The sequence below is a fragment of the Bacillus ectoiniformans genome (assembly GCF_016908875.1).
GTDB classification, from domain to species: domain Bacteria; phylum Bacillota; class Bacilli; order Bacillales; family Domibacillaceae; genus Bacillus_BX; species Bacillus_BX ectoiniformans.
Map to the genome: position 1 here is coordinate 145715 of NZ_JAFBES010000003.1, position 21406 is coordinate 167120.

Annotated in this window: 19 protein-coding genes; 13 read left to right on the forward strand and 6 right to left on the reverse strand. The window is 42.1% G+C overall.

Annotated features, from left to right (window positions below):
* The first annotated feature begins 5 nt into the window (after positions 1 to 5).
* The 5 genes from JOC78_RS17715 to JOC78_RS05910 all read left to right on the forward strand — a co-directional run bounded on the left by JOC78_RS17715 (position 6) and on the right by JOC78_RS05910 (position 4735).
* Positions 6 to 560, forward strand: a complete 555-nt coding sequence (locus JOC78_RS17715) for a helical membrane plugin domain-containing protein (RefSeq protein ID WP_204553576.1) — start codon at positions 6 to 8, stop codon at positions 558 to 560.
* 15 nt (positions 561 to 575) lie between these two features.
* Positions 576 to 1988: an MBL fold metallo-hydrolase gene (locus tag JOC78_RS05895; RefSeq protein ID WP_204553577.1), complete on the forward strand. Its 1413-nt coding sequence runs from the start codon at positions 576 to 578 to the stop codon at positions 1986 to 1988.
* 87 nt (positions 1989 to 2075) lie between these two features.
* Positions 2076 to 3095, forward strand: a complete 1020-nt coding sequence (locus JOC78_RS05900; RefSeq protein ID WP_239587025.1) for a sensor histidine kinase — start codon at positions 2076 to 2078, stop codon at positions 3093 to 3095.
* Between the two features lie 60 nt (positions 3096 to 3155).
* Positions 3156 to 3794: a response regulator gene (locus JOC78_RS05905; protein WP_204553578.1), complete on the forward strand. Its 639-nt coding sequence runs from the start codon at positions 3156 to 3158 to the stop codon at positions 3792 to 3794.
* Between the two features lie 164 nt (positions 3795 to 3958).
* Positions 3959 to 4735, forward strand: coding sequence for a sulfite exporter TauE/SafE family protein (locus tag JOC78_RS05910; protein ID WP_204553579.1), 777 nt, complete (start codon positions 3959 to 3961; stop codon positions 4733 to 4735).
* A gap of 51 nt (positions 4736 to 4786) precedes the next feature.
* On the opposite strand, the gene JOC78_RS05915 is transcribed toward JOC78_RS05910, so the two are convergent.
* From JOC78_RS05915 to kynU, 4 genes are read right to left on the reverse strand one after another with little or no spacing between them, the layout of a single operon-like run.
* On the reverse strand, positions 4787 to 6127 hold the full coding sequence (locus tag JOC78_RS05915) for a sodium-dependent transporter (protein ID WP_204553580.1): 1341 nt from the start codon (positions 6125 to 6127) through the stop codon (positions 4787 to 4789).
* A 27-nt stretch (positions 6128 to 6154) separates the two neighbouring features.
* Positions 6155 to 6997, reverse strand: a complete 843-nt coding sequence (gene kynA / locus JOC78_RS05920) for a tryptophan 2,3-dioxygenase (protein ID WP_275582005.1) — start codon at positions 6995 to 6997, stop codon at positions 6155 to 6157.
* Entirely contained in the window at positions 6994 to 7641 is a 648-nt protein-coding gene (kynB, locus tag JOC78_RS05925; protein ID WP_204553581.1) for an arylformamidase, read from the reverse strand. Before kynB ends, kynA begins: the two co-directional genes overlap by 4 nt.
* Positions 7641 to 8927 (reverse strand): kynureninase, encoded by a 1287-nt coding sequence (kynU, locus tag JOC78_RS05930; RefSeq protein ID WP_204553582.1) that lies wholly within the window; start codon positions 8925 to 8927, stop codon positions 7641 to 7643. Before kynU ends, kynB begins: the two co-directional genes overlap by 1 nt.
* Before the next feature lie 368 nt (positions 8928 to 9295).
* Between kynU and JOC78_RS05935 the strand changes: the two genes are divergently transcribed.
* The 6 genes from JOC78_RS05935 to purU all read left to right on the forward strand — a co-directional run bounded on the left by JOC78_RS05935 (position 9296) and on the right by purU (position 15488).
* The gene (locus JOC78_RS05935; protein ID WP_204553583.1) at positions 9296 to 10720 is read left to right on the forward strand and encodes a GntP family permease; all 1425 of its coding nucleotides are present in this window, start codon (positions 9296 to 9298) and stop codon (positions 10718 to 10720) included.
* A 27-nt stretch (positions 10721 to 10747) separates the two neighbouring features.
* Positions 10748 to 11446: a CoA transferase subunit A gene (locus JOC78_RS05940; protein WP_204553584.1), complete on the forward strand. Its 699-nt coding sequence runs from the start codon at positions 10748 to 10750 to the stop codon at positions 11444 to 11446.
* A 15-nt stretch (positions 11447 to 11461) separates the two neighbouring features.
* Positions 11462 to 12106 carry a 3-oxoacid CoA-transferase subunit B gene (locus JOC78_RS05945; RefSeq protein ID WP_204553585.1) on the forward strand — a complete coding sequence of 215 codons (645 nt, stop codon included), beginning with the start codon at positions 11462 to 11464 and terminating at the stop codon, positions 12104 to 12106.
* A 21-nt stretch (positions 12107 to 12127) separates the two neighbouring features.
* Positions 12128 to 12904 (forward strand): 3-hydroxybutyrate dehydrogenase, encoded by a 777-nt coding sequence (locus JOC78_RS05950; protein WP_204553774.1) that lies wholly within the window; start codon positions 12128 to 12130, stop codon positions 12902 to 12904.
* 182 nt (positions 12905 to 13086) lie between these two features.
* On the forward strand, positions 13087 to 14493 hold the full coding sequence (locus JOC78_RS05955) for a sigma-54 interaction domain-containing protein (protein ID WP_204553586.1): 1407 nt from the start codon (positions 13087 to 13089) through the stop codon (positions 14491 to 14493).
* 92 nt (positions 14494 to 14585) lie between these two features.
* On the forward strand, positions 14586 to 15488 hold the full coding sequence (gene purU, locus JOC78_RS05960; RefSeq protein WP_204553587.1) for a formyltetrahydrofolate deformylase: 903 nt from the start codon (positions 14586 to 14588) through the stop codon (positions 15486 to 15488).
* Between the two features lie 47 nt (positions 15489 to 15535).
* On the opposite strand, the gene JOC78_RS05965 is transcribed toward purU, so the two are convergent.
* Positions 15536 to 17089: a sensor domain-containing diguanylate cyclase gene (locus JOC78_RS05965; protein ID WP_204553588.1), complete on the reverse strand. Its 1554-nt coding sequence runs from the start codon at positions 17087 to 17089 to the stop codon at positions 15536 to 15538.
* 206 nt (positions 17090 to 17295) lie between these two features.
* On the opposite strand from JOC78_RS05965, the gene JOC78_RS05970 reads away from it, so the two are divergent.
* Positions 17296 to 18219, forward strand: coding sequence for an ATP-grasp domain-containing protein (locus JOC78_RS05970; protein WP_204553589.1), 924 nt, complete (start codon positions 17296 to 17298; stop codon positions 18217 to 18219).
* A gap of 36 nt (positions 18220 to 18255) precedes the next feature.
* Here JOC78_RS05970 and JOC78_RS05975 read toward each other — a convergent pair whose 3' ends face one another.
* Positions 18256 to 19941 (reverse strand): S8 family peptidase, encoded by a 1686-nt coding sequence (locus JOC78_RS05975; RefSeq protein WP_204553590.1) that lies wholly within the window; start codon positions 19939 to 19941, stop codon positions 18256 to 18258.
* Positions 19942 to 20166: 225 nt separating this feature from the next.
* On the opposite strand from JOC78_RS05975, the gene trpB reads away from it, so the two are divergent.
* Positions 20167 to 21333, forward strand: coding sequence for a tryptophan synthase subunit beta (gene trpB, locus JOC78_RS05980; protein ID WP_204553591.1), 1167 nt, complete (start codon positions 20167 to 20169; stop codon positions 21331 to 21333).
* Positions 21334 to 21406 lie beyond the last annotated feature (73 nt).

The window sequence follows — 21406 nt, forward strand, 5'->3', positions numbered from 1 at the left end:
GGACAGTGGCAACTCATGTTGAAAATCGTGACTGGACGGACGAGCTTGACAGCAAGGAAGTACAAGAATCCCTTCAAGTATTACTCGCGAAGCTGCCTGATCTTGTATCAAAGCTTGAGCAAGCGGACCGCGTATTCGCATTTGGTCAGGCAGTATTGAATGACGACCGAACGATGGAAACAGTTAAGAACAAAATGGACCAAACGAACCTTAATCTTGACACGTTAGAGGCGGCTATTCGCCTGTTGGAAAAACTGCCTGCATTGCTGGAATTAATAGAAAAAGTAGAACCTATCATTCAATTTGCTGAGAATGTTCTGAAAGACCAGCAATCTATGGAATATTTACAAAACAGTGCAGAAGGATATATGCAGCCAATCCGTGAAAAAACAGAAAAAGGCAAAATCCTATGGAAAGAAGTCCAGCTCAGAGCTGAGACGAACACTCAGAATATATCTATTTTCACCATTTTGAAATGGATGAAAGATCCTAATGTGCAGAGGAGTCTATCCTATGTGCAAGGTTTAATCGAAGTTTTGCCAAAGTTAAATAATAAATAGGGGAGAGTGAAAGGGATGTTGTTACGTTATTTTTATGATGAAAAATTGGCTCATGCGTCTTATCTGGTAGGTTGTCAAAGAACGGGTGAATCCATTGTCATTGATGCTTCAAGAAATATTGAACAGTACGAAGAAGCAGCCAAAAAAGAAGGATTAAAACTGACAGCAGCTGCAGAAACTCACATTCATGCAGATTTTGTGGCAGGTTCTCGTGAAATGGCGGATCGTTTTGGTGCAAAAATGTACGTCTCAGATGAAGGAGATGAAAACTGGAAGTATCAAAACCTTGATGGCATCGACCATCAGCTATTAAAAGACGGAGATACATTCAAGATCGGGAATTTAACGCTAGAAGTCATGCATACACCGGGCCATACACCAGAAAGTATTTCGTTTATTTTAACGGATAACGGCGGCGGAGCAGACCGTCCGATGGGTATTTTTACAGGTGATTTTGTGTTTGTTGGAGATATCGGCCGTCCGGACCTGTTAGAGAAAGCGGCAGGATATATGGGTACTGCTGAGGCGGGGGCTAAGCAGATGTTTGTATCTGTAGAACGATTTAAGCAACTTCCTGATTATTTGCAAGTGTGGCCTGCTCATGGAGCGGGGAGTGCATGCGGTAAATCGCTCGGTGCTGTGCCATCTTCTACTGTAGGTTATGAAAAGATGTTTAACTGGGCTATGCAGTTTACAGAAGAAGCTCCATTTGTTAAGGCATTACTTGAGGGGCAGCCAGAACCTCCAAAGTATTTCGCTGTAATGAAGCATGTGAATAAAGTGGGAGCTGCATTGTTTAAGGATCTGGAATTGCCGGTTGAAGCGGATGATGCATCCGTGTTACAAGCATGGATAGAGAAAGGCATGGTCATTGATACACGAGTTCCGGCGAAGTTTGCAAAAGGGCATGCAGAGGGAACGATCAATATCCCGTTTAATAAGTCATTTACAAACTGGGCGGGCTGGCTCGTGAATTACGAAGCACCTCTGTATGTATTACTTGAAGAAGAAGGACAATTACCTGAAATCTTAACCGCCCTTCGTTCCATTGGAATTGACAAAACAACGGGCTGGATGAAGGTGAATGCAGCTTTAGAAGGAATAACCCTTGAGAGTTATGATGAAATTGAGCCTGGAAATGTCAAAGAACAAGTGGAAAATGGGGAAGTGACAGTTCTTGATGTCAGAAATCTAACAGAATGGGAGGAAGGGCATATTCCAGGTGCTGTTCATGTCATGCTTGGCACGCTGCCGAACCGTTTAAATGAGGTTCCTCAAGACCGGCCGATCTTAATTCAATGTGCTTCAGGTATGCGCTCTGCTATTGGGGCAAGCATTCTTCAAGCAAGTGGAATAAAAAATGTAACAAACTTATCAGGCGGATTCCAGCGCTGGAGTAAAGAAGTTCAATTAGTCTCTCAAATATAGTAGAAAGGCCGCCGGTTAAAAGGTTAATAACCGGCGGTTTTTTGTATACAATGAAAGAATATCATTACTCTAAAAGGAGAGCGGGAATTGGAAAATTACCATGTAGATCAGAAATATCTTCACCAAATTTTTGAGCATATCCAGGATGGGATCATCGTCATGGATCAGCATAGAGAAATATTGATAATGAATCCTGCAGCGAAACGCCTGACAGGCTGGAAAACAGGAGGATCTGTTCCGTTTTGCTCCTATTGTAAGAAACGCAGAGTAAAAGATGACAATAACCGCTGTTATTTAATTGCACGAGACGAAGTTCCTTATTTTTTATCACAAATGCCCGTTTATCATGGGAACAAGCTTGATGTGGAAATGAGCACAGCACTTATTTATCATGATCCAAAACAGCATAAAAAAGAATATTTACTCGTGCTTAGAGATCAAACGTTAAGGCAGAAAGAAGAAGAAGTACGCATGTCAAAGCAAATGATCAAAAAGCTGATTGAAGCACAGGAAAAGGAACATAAAAGGCTTGCCCATGAACTTCATGACGGCGTCAGCCAGTCCTTATACACCGTGTCTGTCGCTTTGCAGGCAATTGAATCAAGAGTTGATGATGCCCGCCTTCATGAGTATTTAAATGAAGTGAGAGCAGAACTTGAAAAAGCAATGTCTGACATCAAAGCCTATTCTCATCAGCTTCGTCCGACCAGTTTAGACGGCCTTGGATTAGTTTCTGCATTAGAAACATTGATTGAATCGGTGAAGAATACGTCCTCCCTACATATCCATTTTAAAACAAATGTAACTGAACGCTTACCTTCAGCAATGGAAATCAACATTTATCGAGTGATTCAAGAAGCGCTCCATAATACCGTAAAGTATGCAGACTCTCATCACGTATATATTTTACTGTGGAAAGAACATAATCAATTGATTATCGAATTTCAAGATGACGGAAAAGGGTTTATTTTAGAACAGGCCAAAGGGGGACTCGGTCTCCAGCATATGAGAGAAAGAATCGGGCAGCTGAATGGAAGCCTTTATATTGAATCTGAACCCGGAGACGGAGCAAGAATAACGGCGAAGATCTTATTAACAAACTCTTAGAACATCTGCTGCTCCTTTAGTTATCGTTAGAAAATATTAAAGAATAGAAGGAAGATACGAATGATAAAAGTGATGATCGTAGATGACCATGATTTAATTAGGAAAGGGATAATCCTGCTTTTAGAAAACTATATAGACATTGAAGTGGTGGCAGATGCGGGAGATGGTCATAACGCACTGGTGTTAGCCATGCAGCAGGAGCCTGACGTTGTGCTTATGGACATTTCTATGCCTAATGGGATAGACGGCTATACGGCAGCCAGGCAAATGCTGCAGCAGCAGCCAGCTATTAAGATTATTCTCTTAACGATGCACGATGAAGAAGCGTATATCCGTAAAGCGATTCAGACAGGGGTAGATGGATTTATTCTAAAGAAAAGCCAGGGAAGTGAACTGTATGAAGCGATTCAATATGTCTATCATGGACGGAAATACTATAATACAGGATTAACTGAAGCGCAGCTTGAAAAAATGTTTAAATCAAAAGGGGAATGTGCGTCTGTGCTCACATTAAGAGAGCAGGAAATAACCCGATTAACTGTGCTTGGCTACACGAATAAGGAAATGGCAGAAAAGCTTCATATCAGTGCGAAAACGGTAGAAAATCATAAATCTAATATTATGAATAAGCTTGGATTAAAATCTAAGCACGAATTCATTCAGTACGGGATTAAAAACCATTATATAAATGTCAATTGACGATAGGATTTCCCCATCAGTGATCCATCTAGAAAGTCTTCAGTGGATTCTCTTTCTATAGGGGGACGCCCCTATTTATAACTATATAACTTCCTTCTATACTTGAGAAAGGTGAGGATATTCGACCGATTGAACAAAGTATAAGGCAGCTGAGGGAGGTAAAAATGGATCTTTACTATTGGGGGATTATATTTTTAATCGGTTTTATTGGATCGTTTATTTCGGGCATGGTAGGGATCGGCGGTTCTATTATAAAATATCCGATGCTTCTATACATACCGCCGCTTTTGGGGTTTGCGGCGTTTACGGCTCATGAAGTATCAGGGGTCAGTGCGGTGCAAGTGTTTTTTGCCACAATTGCCGGAGTATGGGCTTATCGCAAGAGTGATTATTTAAATAAAACATTAATTATTTATATGGGATCGGCGGTTCTAATTGGAAGCTTCATTGGAGGATTCGGCTCAGAAGGGTTTTCAGAAGAGGTCATCAATGTTGTCTACGGTATTTTAGCTGCACTTGCCGCTGTGATGATGTTTCTGCCTAAGAAAAACTTAGACGATCGTCCGTTAAGTGAAATTGTCTTTAATAAATGGCTGGCCGCTTTCCTGGCATTTGTGGTAGGGATTGGAGCCGGAATTGTCGGAGCAGCGGGAGCCTTTCTGCTAGTGCCAATTATGCTGGTCGTTTTGAAAATACCGACGAGAATGACAATCGCCAGTTCATTGGCTATTACCTTTATCTCCTCCATCGGATCAACAGCTGGAAAGCTTATGACGGGGCAAGTGTTATTTATGCCGGCGCTTATTATGGTAGTAGCGAGTATTTTAGCGGCACCGCTTGGGGCAAAAGCAGGGCAGAAAATGAACACAAAAGTTTTACAATGGCTGCTTGCTGTTTTAATAGCAGCGACAGCGATTAAAATATGGATAGATATCCTATAGAAAAAAGAGAGGTTCTGCAAAAGGTATACTTTTGCAGAACCTCTCTTCATTTTATCCTACTATGCCAAGCGTATTTAAGAAGACAAGAACAATGACAGCAGGCACGGCCCATTTCATTAACATCAACCAAACAGAGAAGGTGCCAGATGATTGAGTCCGTCCTTGCATAAATTCTTTTTCGACGAGAGATTGATCCATTCGCCAGACAATGAATAGGGCAATCAGCAAGCTCCCGACCGGCAAGAGAATATTACTGACGAGATAATCTGTTGAATCAAATACATTCTTTCCGAAAATCTGAATATCTGCCAGTGTACTGAAAGAAAGAGCAGCTGGAATACCGGCAAAGAAAACGATGATTCCTGAAATCCACGCGGTTTTCTTTCTTGAGCGTCCTTTGTTTGTAAAAGCTGCCACAATTATTTCTAATAGGCTGAAAGAAGAAGTAAGGGTAGCAAACAAGAACAATAGTAGAAAGATAAATAAGAACAGCTCGCCAAGCGGCATTTGTGAAAATACAGATGGCAATACAATAAACAAGAGACCCGGACCTTCTGTCGGCTCGTAGCCAAACGCGAACACGACAGGGAAAATGGCTAGTCCCGCAAGCACTGAGACAAAGATATTCATGATCGCAACAGATCCTGCGGAAGAAGGGATGCTGATATCTTTTTCTAAATACGAGCTGTATGTCACCATGCAGGAAAATCCAACAGCAAGCGAGAAGAAGGACTGTCCAAGCGCATAGAGCACAGACTCTCCTGTTATTTTAGAAAAATCCGGCTGAAGAAAGAAACGAACTCCTTCCATAGCCCCTTCAAGCGTTAAAGCGCGGACAACTAGGACGATAAAAAAGATAAATAAAAGCGGCATCATATATTTGCTGGCTTTTTCGATTCCGTTTTGTATCCCGGAAGACACGACAATCATATTGATAAGCAGAAAGATAGCTAAACCAGTTATGGTAATAAGCGGAGAACCGGTAATTTGTCCAAACAGTGCACCGTAATCGGCCTCGCTCTTAATCACTTGTCCGCCTAAAGCTGTTACCGTATAGGTTAGTACCCAGCCCCCCACTACGCTGTAAAAGGAAAGCAGCAAAAAGCAGCCAGCAACACCTAGTTTTCCGACGATGGTCCACACACTGTCAGGCGCCAGTTTTCTGTAAGCACTGACGGCTTCTTTGCCCGAGCCTCGTCCAATAATAAATTCTGAAATCAGCATAGGAAGCCCAATTAATAAAGTAAATAAAATAAATAGCAAAAGAAACGCTCCGCCGCCGCTTTGGCCGGTAACATAAGGGAATTTCCAGATGGCACCAAGTCCAATAGCAGCTCCGGCAGATGATAATATAAATCCGAGCTTAGAGGACCACTGCTCTTTTTTCTCCATACATACACTCCTTACATGCGAATCACACTATAGCTTCGTACGCAAATCCCATAATTCAGGGAAGAAGCGATGATCCAGCACTTTCTTTAAATAAGTAACACCAGAGGATCCGCCTGTCCCCATTTTAAATCCGATAATTCGTTCGACTGTTTTCATGTGGCGAAAGCGCCATTGCTGGAGCCAATCTTCAATATCAATTAATTTCTCTGCCAGCTGGTACAAGTCCCAATATTGATCGACGTTTTTATAAACGTCAAGCCAAGCGGCTTCAACAGTTGGGTGGCCTGTATAAGTAATAGAAAAATCTCTAGTAAGTAAATCCGGGTCAATTGCGAACCCAGCTCTGGCCAGCGCGTGAATTGATGCGTCATAAATGCTTGGAGCCAAATACGCTTGTTCTAATATACCATGAAGCTCTGGGTCTTTTTGATAAATTGATAAAATGTGGCTTGTTTTGTAACCCAGCATAAATTCGATTTGGCGGTATTGATAGGATTGAAAACCAGAAGCCTGTCCGAGCTTTTCGCGGAATTCCATGTATTCAGCTGGCGTCAGCGTAGAAAGAACATCCCAAGCCTGAATGATTTGGGTTTGAATCTTGGATACGCGAGCAAGCATCTTAAAGGCTGGCTGAAGTTCACCCTTTTGTATCAGGTCGATCGCTGCCTGCATCTCATGAATAATTAACTTCATCCATAATTCACTGACTTGATGAATGATAATAAACAGCATTTCATCGTGATGGCCGGAAAGTCTCGTTTGAGAAGAAAGCAGCTGGTCGAGTCCTAAATATTCGCCATACGTCATATTATTGCTGAAATCTGTATGAATATGTTTTTCTTTATCAAACGGCTGATTAGATGAGGTCAAAGGGATTCCTCCTTATTTGTCGTTTCGATTGGCCGAAGTACCGCGCGCACAGGACTGCCGTCTGCTCCTTCAAGCGGAAGCGGCAGAGCAATCAGTTCATAGTTACCGGGGGAAACGTGGTCCAGCAGCGCATTTTCTAAAATATGAATGCCGTTTTGGTGAAGAGAATGATGGGCGGCCATTTCCTTGCTGTCTAATGGATCAATTGATGGCACGTCTACTCCTAGTAACACGATTTGTTTTTCTTTTAAAAAGGGACCAAGGTTCGGATGAATGGGAATCACTTTCCTAGGAAATATATTTGGCTGATTAGGTACGGATGTTTTCAGGAGAAGTCTTGACTCTCCATCTAATTGAAGCGCTTCCAATTCTTTTCTGCCAATCATCTCAAAAGACGAAACGTCGATCACACGGGCAGGTCCAATAAATGGGTCAAGCTCTAGCTCAAGTATGGTTTTCCCCTGGTCATCAAAATGGAATGGAGCATCTATATGTGTACCGGTATGCAAGCTAGTCGTCATTCGGCCGATGTTGACCGAACCTGTTTGCTGTTTGATATAAGTGAGTTCATATACAAAAGGAACATCACCAGGCCAATGGGCCACAGAATTGGTCAGCGGCTGTGAGATATCAATCCACTTCATTAAGCGACCACATCCCGTTCGTTAGGATATTTTTTATACTCTTCATTTTTCATAATATCTTTAAGGATTTGAACGGTGTTCCAAACGTCAAGAAAACTATTATACAGAGCAACAGGAGCCAGACGAATGCCATTGGGTGATCTGAAATCCGGGATCACATGACGATCTTTTAATGCTTTGCAAATTCGGGCAGCTTCAGGGTGTTCGAGAAACAGGTGGCCTCCGCGCTTTAGATCGTCTTTCGGATTTCTGATAATCAGTCCGCTGTCAGTAAGCTCTGCGCTAATTAACTCCATCATGTAACGAGTCAGTCTTAACGATTTCTGTCTGATTGCATGAATGCCTGCTTCTGCAAAAATGTCTAACGATCCAATTAGAGGAGCTGCACTAAAAATATGAGGTGTGCCCATTTGAAACGCACCTGCGTGTTCGGCATGATCCAATTCATGATCCATATCGAATTGCTTCTCTTTCTTTGAACCAAACCAGCCAGCAAGGCCAGGGGATGTGCCGAAATGTCTTTTATTCACGTAAAGAGCGGCTGAACTCCCTGGGCCGCCATTTAAATGTTTGTAATTGCACCAAAAGGCGAAGTCCGTGCCCCATTCGCTTAATTCGTGGGGAACCGATCCGATAGAATGGCAAAGGTCAAATCCGATCAATATCCCTCGTTCATGAGCCTCTTTTGTTAATCGCTTCATATCAAGAATTTGTCCGCTCCGATATAGTACGCTCGGTAAAATAATAAGCGCCACATCCTCTTTCATGGCTGCAATAATCTCCTCTTCATTCAAGGTCATCCCATCAGTGCTTTTAACTTGGATTAAGTGTTCATCCGGAGAGTACCCCTTATATCGAAGCTGACTTTTAATCGCATAAATATCAGTAGGGAAGGTTAATTCGTCCGCAAGAATCTTCGTTCGGCCGTGATCTGGACGATAAAAGGTGGCTAGCAGCTGATGCAGGTTAGAAGTAGTGGAACCTGTAACGATTACTTCCTCTTTTGCAGCACCTGCAAGAGGAGCCATTCTTTCTCCCAGCATTTCTGATAAGTAAAACCACGGATTCTCTCCCTTTGTCCAGCCGTCAATTCCAAGTGCCTTCCAAGATTCCAGCATCTTTAACAAAGACTGTTCAGCACGTTTAGAAAGCAAACCAAGCGAGTTGCCGTCTAAATAAATTCCCTCTTCGATAAAGTAGAATTCACTGCGAAAGTGAGCTAATGGATCTTGTTCATCCATTAACAGAGCATATTCTTTATTTACATCAATGGGTTCGCTGTACATTTACATCCCCCTTTTTTAATTTTTGTTTAATTCTGTTAATTAACTATAATTCAATGGGGGTAATTAGGTCAATGAGGCCTGTTTTTATTTAATTAATAGGAAGGTTTTAAAAAAATATTCCGCATTTGTGGAATTTTCCGTTTTGGCGGAATTTATATGCGATATTATTCCGAAAAAACGGAATAACTTAGAGGTGAAAGGGAGAGGAAGGTGACAAAAAATTACCGATAAATTTTGTCTAATTAACGACTTTTAGGATTTTGAGAGAAAAAGAATGAAAGTTGGCATACTAATTGCAATAAAAGTACTAAAGAATTGTTTGTTTATTTTAATTGAAAGCGTTTGCTTTTATAAAGGAGGTACATGAAATGGATTTAATCATCATTTTGCTCGCTTTAGGTTTGCTGATGTTTGTAGCATATCGGGGCTTTTCCGTTATCTTGTTCGCGCCGATCTGTGCACTATTAGCGGTTATGCTGACGGAACCAAGCCATGTCTTACCATTCTTTTCTAATATTTTCATGGAAAAAATGGTTGGTTTCATTAAGCTGTATTTCCCTGTATTTTTACTAGGGGCTATTTTTGGAAAGATCGTTGAGATGTCAGGCTTGGCTGAGTCCATTGCCAAAACCATTGTTCAATTAGTAGGGGCTAAGCGTGCAATATTAGCGATCGTGTTAATGGGCGCGATTCTAACATATAGCGGAGTCAGCTTATTCGTTGTTGTATTCGCGGTTTACCCATTCGCTAAAAATCTGTTCCGTGAGGCGAATATTCCGAAACGCTTAATACCAGGAACCATAGCACTCGGAGCATTCACATTTACAATGGACGCACTGCCGGGTACACCGCAAATTCAGAATGTTATTCCGACGACGTTCTTTAAAACAGATATTTATGCAGCACCCACACTTGGAATTTTAGGTGCGATCTTCGTTTTAACGGTAGGTATGCTTTACCTTGAGTCACGCCGCCGAAAAGCGGCTAAAGCAGGGGAAGGGTATTTCGGTATCAATAATGAAATTGAGGAAGAAGAAGATTCGAATGCAGATGAAGCACCGGCAGAAGAAAATCCATCGACAGCTAAGAAAATTCTTGCCTTTGTTCCGCTTGTACTTGTCGCTGTCATGAACAAATTCTTTACAGAAACACTGCCTAAGCTATATCCAAACGGATTTGATTTTACCAAAATTGGGTTAGACTCGTATGGGAAAATCGACTTGTCAACTGTCCTTGCTATTTGGTCCGTGGAATTGGCTCTCGTGACAGGGATTGTGGCTGCACTATTATTCAACTGGAAACGTGTAACGATCAATTTCAAGGCTGGACTAAACACAGCCATTGGCGGCGCGCTTTTGGCTGCTATGAACACGGGTGCTGAATATGGGTTCGGGGGTGTCATCGCCTCACTTCCAGGCTTTACGGTTATCAGTAAAGGCATATCAGAAACATTCACGAATCCGCTCGTTAACGGAGCCGTCACGACGACCACGCTTGCTGGTGTGACTGGTTCAGCATCAGGCGGAATGGGGATTGCGCTAAGTGCGATGGCTGATAAATATATGGAAGCCATCACTCAATACAATATTCCTCCAGAGGTCATGCACCGTGTCATTTCTATGGCATCAGGCGGAATGGATACTCTTCCTCATAATGGAGCGGTCATTACGCTGCTGGCTGTTACTGGCCTGACTCACCGTCAGTCTTACAGAGATATTTTTGCCATCACAGTCATTAAAACATTAGCTGTATTCTTTATTATTACTGTTTATAACTTAACAGGATTGGTTTAATACAAAGACAAGAGGAGGACGTTTTTTATGGGGAAAGGAAAAATTTTCGACTCATTTGATGATGCGGTACAAGATATTCAAGATGGAGCGACACTTGTTGTAGGAGGTTTCGGATTATCCGGAATTCCAGAGAAATCGATTCTTGCTATTCAGGATAAAGGTGTTAAGGATCTGACAGTTGTGAGCAACAACTGCGGAGTGGATGACTGGGGACTTGGACTTTTGCTTGCGAATAAGCAAATCAAAAAAATGGTTGCTTCTTATGTTGGGGAAAATAAGATTTTTGAGCAGCAGTATTTAAGCGGAGAATTAGAAGTGGAACTGGTGCCTCAAGGAACACTTGCTGAGCGGATGAGAGCAGGCGGTGCAGGAATTCCTGGTTTCTACACAGCAACCGGTGTCGGCACGGCTATTGCAGAAGGGAAAGACCATAAAGAATTTGATGGAAAAATGTATTTGCTCGAGCGGGGAATTGTTGGGGATTTCGCTCTTGTAAAGGCATGGAAAGCGGATACGATGGGGAACTTAGTGTTCCGAAAAACAGCTCGCAACTTTAATCCGGTAGCAGCGATGGCAGGCAAGATCACGATTGTGGAAGCAGAGGAAATTGTGGAAGCAGGAGAATTAGATCCAGATGAAATCCACACACCAGGCATTTATGTACAGCGAGTGTTAAAAGGGGAAAATTACGAAAAAAGAATCGAAAGACGAACGGTCAGATCATAAGGGGGAGGAAGTCAAATGAGTGATGTTCGATTAAAGATTATTAAACGTGCGGTAAAGGAAATTAAAGATGGAATGAATGTCAATTTAGGCATCGGCATGCCAACATTGGTGGCTAATGAAATTCCAGATGATTATCAAGTGCTGCTTCAATCAGAAAATGGATTATTAGGCATTGGTCCTTACCCTGCAGAAGACCAAGTAGATCCTGATCTAATCAATGCCGGTAAAGAAACAGTCACGGCAGCGCGTGGAGCTTCTTTCTTTGACAGTGCCGAATCATTCGCTATGATCCGCGGCGGACATATTGACTTAGCGATTCTTGGCGGAATGGAAGTGGCTGAAAATGGTGATTTAGCTAACTGGATGATCCCTGGCAAGATGGTAAAAGGCATGGGCGGCGCGATGGATCTAGTAAATGGAGCAAAGCGTGTGGTTGTCACGATGGAGCACACAAATAAAAAAGGTGAATCTAAAGTAAAAAAAGAATGTGAATTGCCATTAACTGGACAAGGAGTAGTAAATCGCTTAATTACAGATTTAGCTGTTTTTGATTTCACAAATGAGGGAATGATATTAACCGAACTTCAAGAAGGCGCAACACTTGAAGAGGTAAAAGAAAAAACGGCTGCAGCATTTACAGTAAGCGAGCAGCTTAAATAGGAGGACTAGACAATGGCAGATATGTTAAAGGGAAAAGTAGCTATGGTGACAGGATCAGCGAGCGGTATCGGACTTGAAGTAGCTCGAGCTTTTGCAAAAGAAGGAGCAAAGGTCGTTATTTCGGATTTAAAAGAAGAGGCGGCAATGAAAGCAGCAGAAGAATTAAAGGCGCAAGGATATGAAGCGGCTGCTGTAGTCTGTGACGTGACGAATGAACAGCAGGTGGAAGACAGCTTTAAGTTTACTGCAGATACATTTGGTAAGTTAGATATTTTAGTGAATAATGCGGGTCTGCAGCACGTTTCACCAATCGAAGAATTTCCTACAGAGAAATTTGAACTTTTGATTAAAGTGATGCTGACAGCTCCATTCATGGCCATTAAAAAGGCACTGCCGATGATGAAAGAGCAAGGCTACGGCCGAATCATTAATATGGCTTCTATCAACGGATTAGTCGGTTTCTCAGGGAAAGCAGCTTATAACAGTGCCAAGCACGGTGTGATCGGTTTAACGAAAGTAGCAGCTTTAGAAACAGCTGAGCACGGCATCACGGTTAACGCGTTATGCCCTGGATATGTGGATACGCCGCTTGTGCGAGGCCAGCTGACGGATTTGGCTAAAACGAGAAACGTTGAGCTTGAAAGTGTACTTGAGGAAGTTATCTATCCATTAGTTCCTCAAAAGCGTCTTTTAGGTGTAGATGAAATTGCTGATTACGCTATATTCCTGGCAAGTGAAAAAGCAAAAGGAGTGACCGGTCAAGCGGTCGTTCTTGACGGCGGGTATACAGTTCAATAACAATAAATAATAAAACATAAAGAGTGACTCTTGCAGGCCAGATCAAACTCGAATGAGAAAAGATCTGAAAAGACATGGCAAGGGTCACTCTTTTTGGCATGGGACAAATGTTTATCTGCTTTAATGGTTGTAGTATGATAAGTAGTAGATCAAAAACGAATCATTCGGCAAGGAGATACAGAATGAAACATTCATCGAGTAAATTGCCCTATGAATGGCTCGAAGAAATCATTAACTTAGCGGCTGAGTGGGTAGTCGTTGTAGACTGTGATGGAGTCATTTTATATATAAATTCAGCATACTGTGACTTTCTTGAGACAAGTGTGAAAGAGGCTATAGGCAGGCATGTCACAGAAGTCATTGAAAACACGAGAATGCATATTGTGACGAAAACAAGACAGCCTGAAATTGCTTCGATTCACTCCATTAAAGGCAGTGAAATGATAGCTAACCGCCATCCGCTATTTGTGAACGATCAGCTGGTTGGCGCAGTAGGCACAGTGATGTTTCGAAACTCAGAGGATTGGCTCGCTTATTCGAAAAAGGTTCAGCCGCTGTTAGAAGAGTTGAAATATTATAAAAAGCGCTTTGAAAACGAGTTGAAAAGCAAATATAGCTTTGATGATTTAATCGGAGAGAACGAACAATTTGTCAACGCAAAGAAATTAGCTCAGCGGGTGTCAGGAAGCCAGTCAGCGGTTTTGCTGCTGGGGGAATCTGGCACAGGTAAAGAATTGTTTGCTCACGGAATACATGGAGCCAGCAACAGAGGAGTCTTTCCTTTCGTTCGAGTCAATTCTGCTTCGATCCCGGAGCATTTATTAGAATCTGAATTGTTCGGCTACGAAGAAGGAGCATTTACAGGAGCTAAAAAAGGCGGCAAAAAGGGAAAGTTTGAGTTGGCACATCGCGGGACCATTTTCTTAGATGAGATCGGGGATATGCCTCTTGCTATGCAAAGTAAATTGCTTCGGGTTCTTCAAGAAAAAGAAATAGAGAGAGTAGGCGGTCAAACGCCAACACCAATTGATGTAAGAGTGATTGCGGCAACTCACCGAAACTTAGAAGAAATGGTGAAAAGGGGCGAATTTCGTCAAGATTTGTATTACCGGCTGAACGTGATGAAGATTGAAATTCCTTCATTAAAACAACGAACAGAAGATCTAGAAGCCATCGCTAACGTTTTGCTAAAGAAGCTTGAAAAGAAGTTTAACCGCCAGCATATTACGATCTCCCCTGAAGTAATTAACCGTCTCTTGCTTCATTCCTGGCCGGGAAATATCCGAGAGTTAGAGAATGTGCTTGAACGTTCGGTCAATGTGCTTGATGAGAATGTGATTCGAAGAGCACACCTCCCTTTGTATTTGAGGGAAGACATTCAGCCTAACGAAGCGGATGAAGAGGCACAAGACGCATTCAAGAGAGATCCTGCGGGAATTTTGCCGCTTAAGCAGACATTAGCGGCAGCGGAAGTGAAAGCATTAAAGCAAGCGTTAGCCGCAGCTGACGGAAATAAACAAGAGGCAGCCAAAATTCTAGGAATAAGTAAAACGAGTTTTTACGATAAATATAAGTTTTACGGCTTATGAAAGAAAAGTATGTAAATTTTCAAAAAACGATTCCAATCAATTTTTTGTTGCAGTATAATTGATAATCAACATGAAAAGGCAGGGTAATTTTAATGAAGATAAATGTACAGGACAAACCTTTTGTTCAACAGGAGAAAATGGGGAATCGCGGCAGACTGCTGGTTAAATGTCCGGACCGTCCAGGAATTGTAGCAGCCATTTCTAAATTCTTGTTCGAACATGAAGCAAATATTATAGAATCCAACCAATATTCGAATGATCCGGAAGGTGGAACATTCTTTATTCGGATTGAATTCGAAGCGCCGAATTTAGCAGAAAAAGCAGCAGCTATGGAAAATGATTTCCTGGCTTTATCTGAAAAGTTTGAGATGGAGCACCAATTTGCTTACGGAGAAGGCAGAAAGAAAACAGCGATTTTTGTGTCGAAAGAATCTCACTGCCTGCTTGAATTGTTATGGGAATGGCAAAGTGGAGATCTAAAGACAGATATCGCGCTAGTGATCAGCAACCATGAAGATACGAGAGGCATTGTCGAGTCTTTAGGCATTCCGTTTTATTATATTCCAGCGAATAAAGATATTCGCAAACAGGTAGAAGAAGAACAAATTAAGCTATTAAAGGAACATGAAGTCGATTTAATTATCCTCGCTCGTTATATGCAGATCTTAACTTCTGACTTTGTGGATCATTTTCCTAATCAAATCATTAATATTCACCATTCATTCTTGCCGGCGTTTATCGGTGCTAGACCATATGAGCGCGCTTACGACCGCGGAGTGAAATTAATTGGGGCAACTTCTCATTATGTGACGAATGATTTAGATGAAGGTCCAATTATCGAACAGGATATTGAGCGTGTGAATCACCGAGATCATGTGCCGGGTTTAAAAAAGATAGGCCAATCCATCGAACGCCGTGTGCTTGCTAGAGCAGTGAAGTGGCATTTAGAAGACCGCGTGATTGTTCACGGAAATAAAACCATCGTTTTTCATTAAAAGAGTCCAGCGGCTTCCTAAATAGGAAGTCAGCTGGACTTTTTTTGTTACACCGCTTTGTATAAATGAACCCTGTTTTTGCCGGACTGTTTGGCTTGAAACATCGCTTGGTCCGCTTTTTTAATAAGAATTTCGGGGTGATCGCCGTGTTCAGGGTATAGGCTGATGCCAATACTTGCAGATACAGAAGCGTGGGCCTCGTGAATTTGGAAAGGCTGTGATAGTGTTTGGCCAATTCGTTCGGCAATATCTTGTGCTTCTGTTTCGCTCTTTAAGTCACGAAGAAAAATTGTAAATTCATCCCCGCCTAATCGTGACACGACATCTGTTTCACGCAAGCAGCTTTTAATCTGCTGAGCCACATGCTGTAATAGAAGATCGCCCCCATCATGCCCAAGCGTGTCATTGACTTGTTTAAATCCGTCCAGGTCAATAAATAGAATAGCGGACAAGCGTTTAGTCGCGTGTTGAGGAGAGAAGGCTTCATTCATCGCTTTATAAAAGAAGGCCCGATTTGGCAAGCGTGTCAGCGTATCTTCATAGGCAAGTGTCATAATTTCTTGTCTGGATGTTTCTAGAGAAGTGAGGAATGCATTAAATTCATTTTCTAAAGAAGATATTTCATCGTTTCTATTAATGGTTATTCGAGAAGATAAATCATTGCTGTGACGAATTTGGGTCACCGTATGAGCGAGTTCCCGAAGCCGCTTAAACACGGATTTATCTAAAAAATACAAGCTAATATTAAATAGTACAACTGCTGCGGAAGCTAGCAGAAGTAAAAGAGAGACGACACTGCTCTTTCCCTGCATAAAGAATGAACGTTCATTCGGCAGGCGGAGCGCGATATTATTTTCACCGTGTATATCGGTTAAGATCGTATAGGCCGCTTGATTAGAACTGTCGTATGTTTCAACCCATATCGGCGCTGTTTCTAATGATACAGGCTTCTTTGGCAAGATGTGAGCTGGAATATTTACTTCTTGAATGTCTTCAAATTCGGCAGGCAGAAGTGTTTTTTCTACTAGCCGAGACAGTACTTGTTTATCGAGAAACCGTCCGGTAATCATCGTGCCGGCAGATGGACCGGAGAAATCACTTTGCAGAATCGGCTGCGCTACAACGAGCATGGGGCCTTCTGGCAAATTAACAATGCCAGTAACCGTTTGGCTGCTAACGAGTACGGTGTCTTTCTGTACCATCTTCACTAAGCTTTGGGATACCTTTTCAATTTGTTTAGTTTGTAAATTATACCCGCCTTGATAAAGAATGTCTCTATTCTTATTTAATAAAATAATTGCGTTAAACCGGTTAATGCCAAACGTTTCTTTCGAGAAATTTGCATTCTCATATAACGGATTTGGGTTATTCGCATATCGATAGGTATCATCCCAAACGGCATAATCCTGGGTTTTATAAGTAAGTTGATCTTTCGAATCCGAAAGAGAAAGCAGTACGCGCTGCATATCCTCTTTAAGATTTTCTTCCTCAAGCCGAGAAAAGTTCCCTAAGAGAAGATAGTTGGCGGCAAGGTACAAAAAAAGCAGGCTGAGAAGCAAAGCGGCTGTAAAAAAAATAATTATTTTTTTTCGAAGTGTCATGTCAATCTTTTCTCCTACTGTTCAAAATCGTTTCGTGATACTTTTACCCCATATTGATCCTCTCGAAACGGGTACTTCCCTGTAAACAAACAAAAAATAAACTAATTGTAAATAATGTAAGGGTTTGCATTTGACGAATCTCTTTTATTAGGATAGATTTACTTTGAATTTAACCTAAAAAGTATTTTACAACAAGGAGGGATTTTATGAAAAGAATATTTATTATCCATGAAAATAATGAGTGGACGATTCATTTGACCAACCGTTTAGATGAGCTTGGGCTTCCATATGAGGACTGGTTTTTAAATAAAGGGATAGTGGATATGACAACTGAACCTCCCGAGGGTGTGTTTTATAACCGAATGAGTGCTTCTTCTCATACACGAGGTCATCGCTATGCGCCTGAGCTGACGAATGCGGTGCTGTCATGGCTTGAAAGTCATAACCGCCCAGTAGTGAATGGAACGGGGGCGCTACGGTTAGAAGTCAGCAAAGTGAATCAGTATCTGGAGTTGAACAAATTCGGTATTCGAACGCCGAAAACAGTGGCAGCGGTTGGAAAAGAACAGATTATTCAAGCTGCGGAGAAGTTTAATGGGCCGTTTATCACGAAACACAACCGGGCTGGAAAAGGTCTGGGAGTTCAGCTTTTTCACACGTTAGATGCGTTAAAAAGCTATGTGGAAAGTGAAGATTTTGAGGAACCGATTGACGGTATTACCTTGATTCAAGAATATATTCAAGCGCCTGAGCCTTATATTATTCGCTGTGAGTTTATTGGCGGCCGCTTTCTATATGCGGTACGTGTAGATACATCTGAAGGGTTTGAACTATGTCCGGCAGATGCTTGTGTAATTGAGGATTTATTCTGCCCGGCTGAAGAAAAAGAGGAAAAAGCGAAATTCGAAATTATTGAAGGGTTTGATCATCCAATTCTCGAAAAATATGAGGCTTTTTTAGCAGCGAATGGGATACAGGCTGCCGGGATTGAAATGATTCAAGATGAGCAAGGTGAGATCTACACGTATGATGTAAATACAAATACGAATTACAATAGTGAAGCAGAAGAGAAAGCAGACAAGTTCGGTATGCTCGAGCTTGCGAAGTATCTTGGATCGCTTTTGAAATAATAAAGAATAAGGGCCAGCCGAAGCTGACCCTTATTTCTATTGAATCGTAAACCGGACAATGACTGGATATTTTAACGCCTTTCCGCTTGGAGAGGTAATGGTCGTGTCGATGTACAAATAGTAAACGCCTTTTGAAACATAGCCTTCGGCTGGAGGCAGAATTTGCACCGATTTCTGATCTTCACTTACGATCAGGGAAGTTCCTTCGATATATTGTCCATCGTGTCTGACAAAGACGCTTGAAGCATTCGCTGACTCAGGAAGGATGGTTCGGCTGAAACGGACAAGCAGTGTTTTATTAGAAGGCAAATCTAATAGGGATGAAAATTCTACTAAACCAAGCTGCTGGCGGATGTAGTCAATCTGTTCGGTTAAAGCCAGCTTTTCTTCACGATCTGGCATGCGTTCAATCGTATAGCGCGCCGCATCATAGTCCCATAGCTTGCGAGTTTCATCCGCTTTAGCCAGCTGATCAGTCGCTTCTTCAAGCTGAAGCAAAAATTCTTCATCTGCATTTGAACTTGGTGTAGAAACGACTCCGTCTTGGTAAGCAGGCATTCCATATCCATACCAAGGATCTCTTCCAGACACTCCGAGATCAGCAGTATAGCTGAGCAGGCTGCTGCGAAGCTGTTCAGCCGTGGCGTTAGGGCTGGCTTGCTTTAATAAAGCGAGTAAGCCTGATACATGGGGAGCCGCCTGAGACGTTCCATCCATTTTGGCATATTGGCCGTTAAGGTACGTGCTGATAATACCCACGCCTGGAGCTGTATATTCTACTTCGGCGCCGACAGAAGAAAAGGATCCTCTTTGCATATATTGGTCAACGGCTGAAACAGCAATCACACTGTCGAATTTCCCTGGGTAATTTACAGAGTTACCAGTCCCGGAAGCATTTCCACTGTTTCCGCTTGCCCCAACGAGCAAAATCCCTTTTGCATATGCCCGGTCTGATAAGTCTTTCATCAGCTGGGAATATGAATTGGTACCGAGACTTAAATTGATAATATCCATATTATTCGCAATCGACCAATCGATTCCTTCTAAGATATCCTGCAGTGTACCTTCTCCTTTTTGGTCCATGACTTTCACTGAATAGATTTCTGAATCAGGCGCAATTCCAACGATTCCTGATCCGTTTTTCTTTGCTCCTATAATGCCGGCTACATGTGTGCCATGACCGTGGTCGTCTCTCCATGAAGAGGTGTAGTTCACAGTTGAAACTCCTCCGGCCACCTGTAGTTCAGCATGATTAGCAATCCCTGTGTCTATCACCGCTACTTTCAATCCTTTTCCCGTCAGGCCGCTTGAGAATGCTTGAGAGGATTTCATCGCTTGAAACCCCCATTGGGATTCCTCTTTCGTAGAGAGAGCACTAGCAGATTGTGACTGGACTTGCTTTTCGGTTAATACTTGCTTATTAGAATTGGCTAAGTGAAAAACGGTGTTTTTTTCAATGTACGCAATGTCTTTATCTCTTTTCAATTTTTTGATTGTCCCATTTGTCATCGTTGTAGACATAGCAGGCACCGTTTTAAATTGATGGTCGACTTCTTCGCTTGTTTGAGCGGCTTTCTTTTTTCCGGCGGCGTTTTTATAAACCACAATGACTTCTTGTTCAATATTGTCATTGGCATAAGTTTGGAGATTAGAGTGAAGCGGCATTAGGCTTAAGGATGCAGCTAAAAACGGAATGGATAACCGCTTAAATAATTTATTCATAGTAAATTCCTCACAGTTGTTTTTAAAATGGTTAAAAAAGTAAAAAAATAATCTTAATCTTTAATCTATGTTTATATCGGATTATATAAATGAGAATGAAGTGAAACTTAAGTTTTAGAAATGAAGATTTTGTGAAGGTCTAATTGACGATATAGGAGATAATTGGTATAGTATATATAATTTTTCAGAATAGTTGTTTATTTGTTAGCAGAGGAGAGAGATGAGATGAGCAAAGTGAGTGTAGAAGAGGGTTATTTTGGACAGTTTGGCGGCAGTTTTGTTCCGCCGGAAATGAAAAAAGCATTGGATTATATTGCTGAACAATTTAATAAATATAAAGATGACCCAGAATTTAATGAAGAATTTAAATATCATTTAAAAGAATATGTCGGCCGGGAAAATCCGTTAACTTATGCCTCGCATTTAACGGAACAGCTTGGCGGAGCGAAAATCTATTTAAAACGTGAAGATCTGAATCATACCGGTTCTCACAAGATTAATAACGTAATGGGGCAGATTCTGCTCGCGAAGAAAATGGGTGCGAAGCGAGTCATTGCGGAAACAGGAGCAGGCCAGCACGGGGTAGCCACGGCAACGGTGTGTGCGATGTTTGGCATCGAATGTGTGATTTATATGGGTGCAGAAGATACGCGCCGTCAAGCATTGAACGTCTTTCGCATGGAGCTCTTAGGGGCAAAAGTCGTTGCGGTAGACAAAGGCCAGGGACGGTTAAAGGATGCTGTTGACGAAGCATTAAATGACTTGGTAGAAAACTATGAAAATACATTCTACCTGCTGGGATCAGCTGTCGGTCCTCATCCGTATCCAACGATGGTTAAGCATTTTCACTCGGTGATCAGCGAAGAGTCTAAGCGCCAAATTCTTGAAAAAGAAGGCCGCCTGCCGGATGCGGTGATTGCTTGTGTCGGCGGAGGCAGTAATGCGATTGGGGCTTTCGCTCATTATATAGATGAGCCTTCGGTGCGACTGATCGGTGTCGAGCCAGATCAAGCGGCGGCTTTAACGAAAGGCAAGCCAGCGGTTATTCATGGATTTAAGTGTTTAGTATTAATGGATGAAGAGGGGAATCCGCTTCCGACTTATTCTATAGCAGCGGGGTTAGATTACCCGGGAATCGGACCTGAGCACAGTTACCTGCAGGAATCAGGAAGAGCAGAATATTACACAGTAACAAACGAAGAAGTGTTAGCTGCTTTTCAAACATTGTCTCGTACAGAGGGGATCATTCCTGCTTTAGAAAGTGCGCATGCTGTGGCTCATGCAGTGAAATTGGCACCAACGCTTTCTAAAGATCAAATTTTGATACTGAACATTTCTGGCCGAGGCGATAAAGACGTTGAGCAAGTGTTTGACATGCTGAAAGATCAATAAAGCCAATTTGAAAAGCCATCCGGTCTAAAATCGGATGGCTTTTTGCGTGGTGACTTTTTGCTGCTTAGAGTTG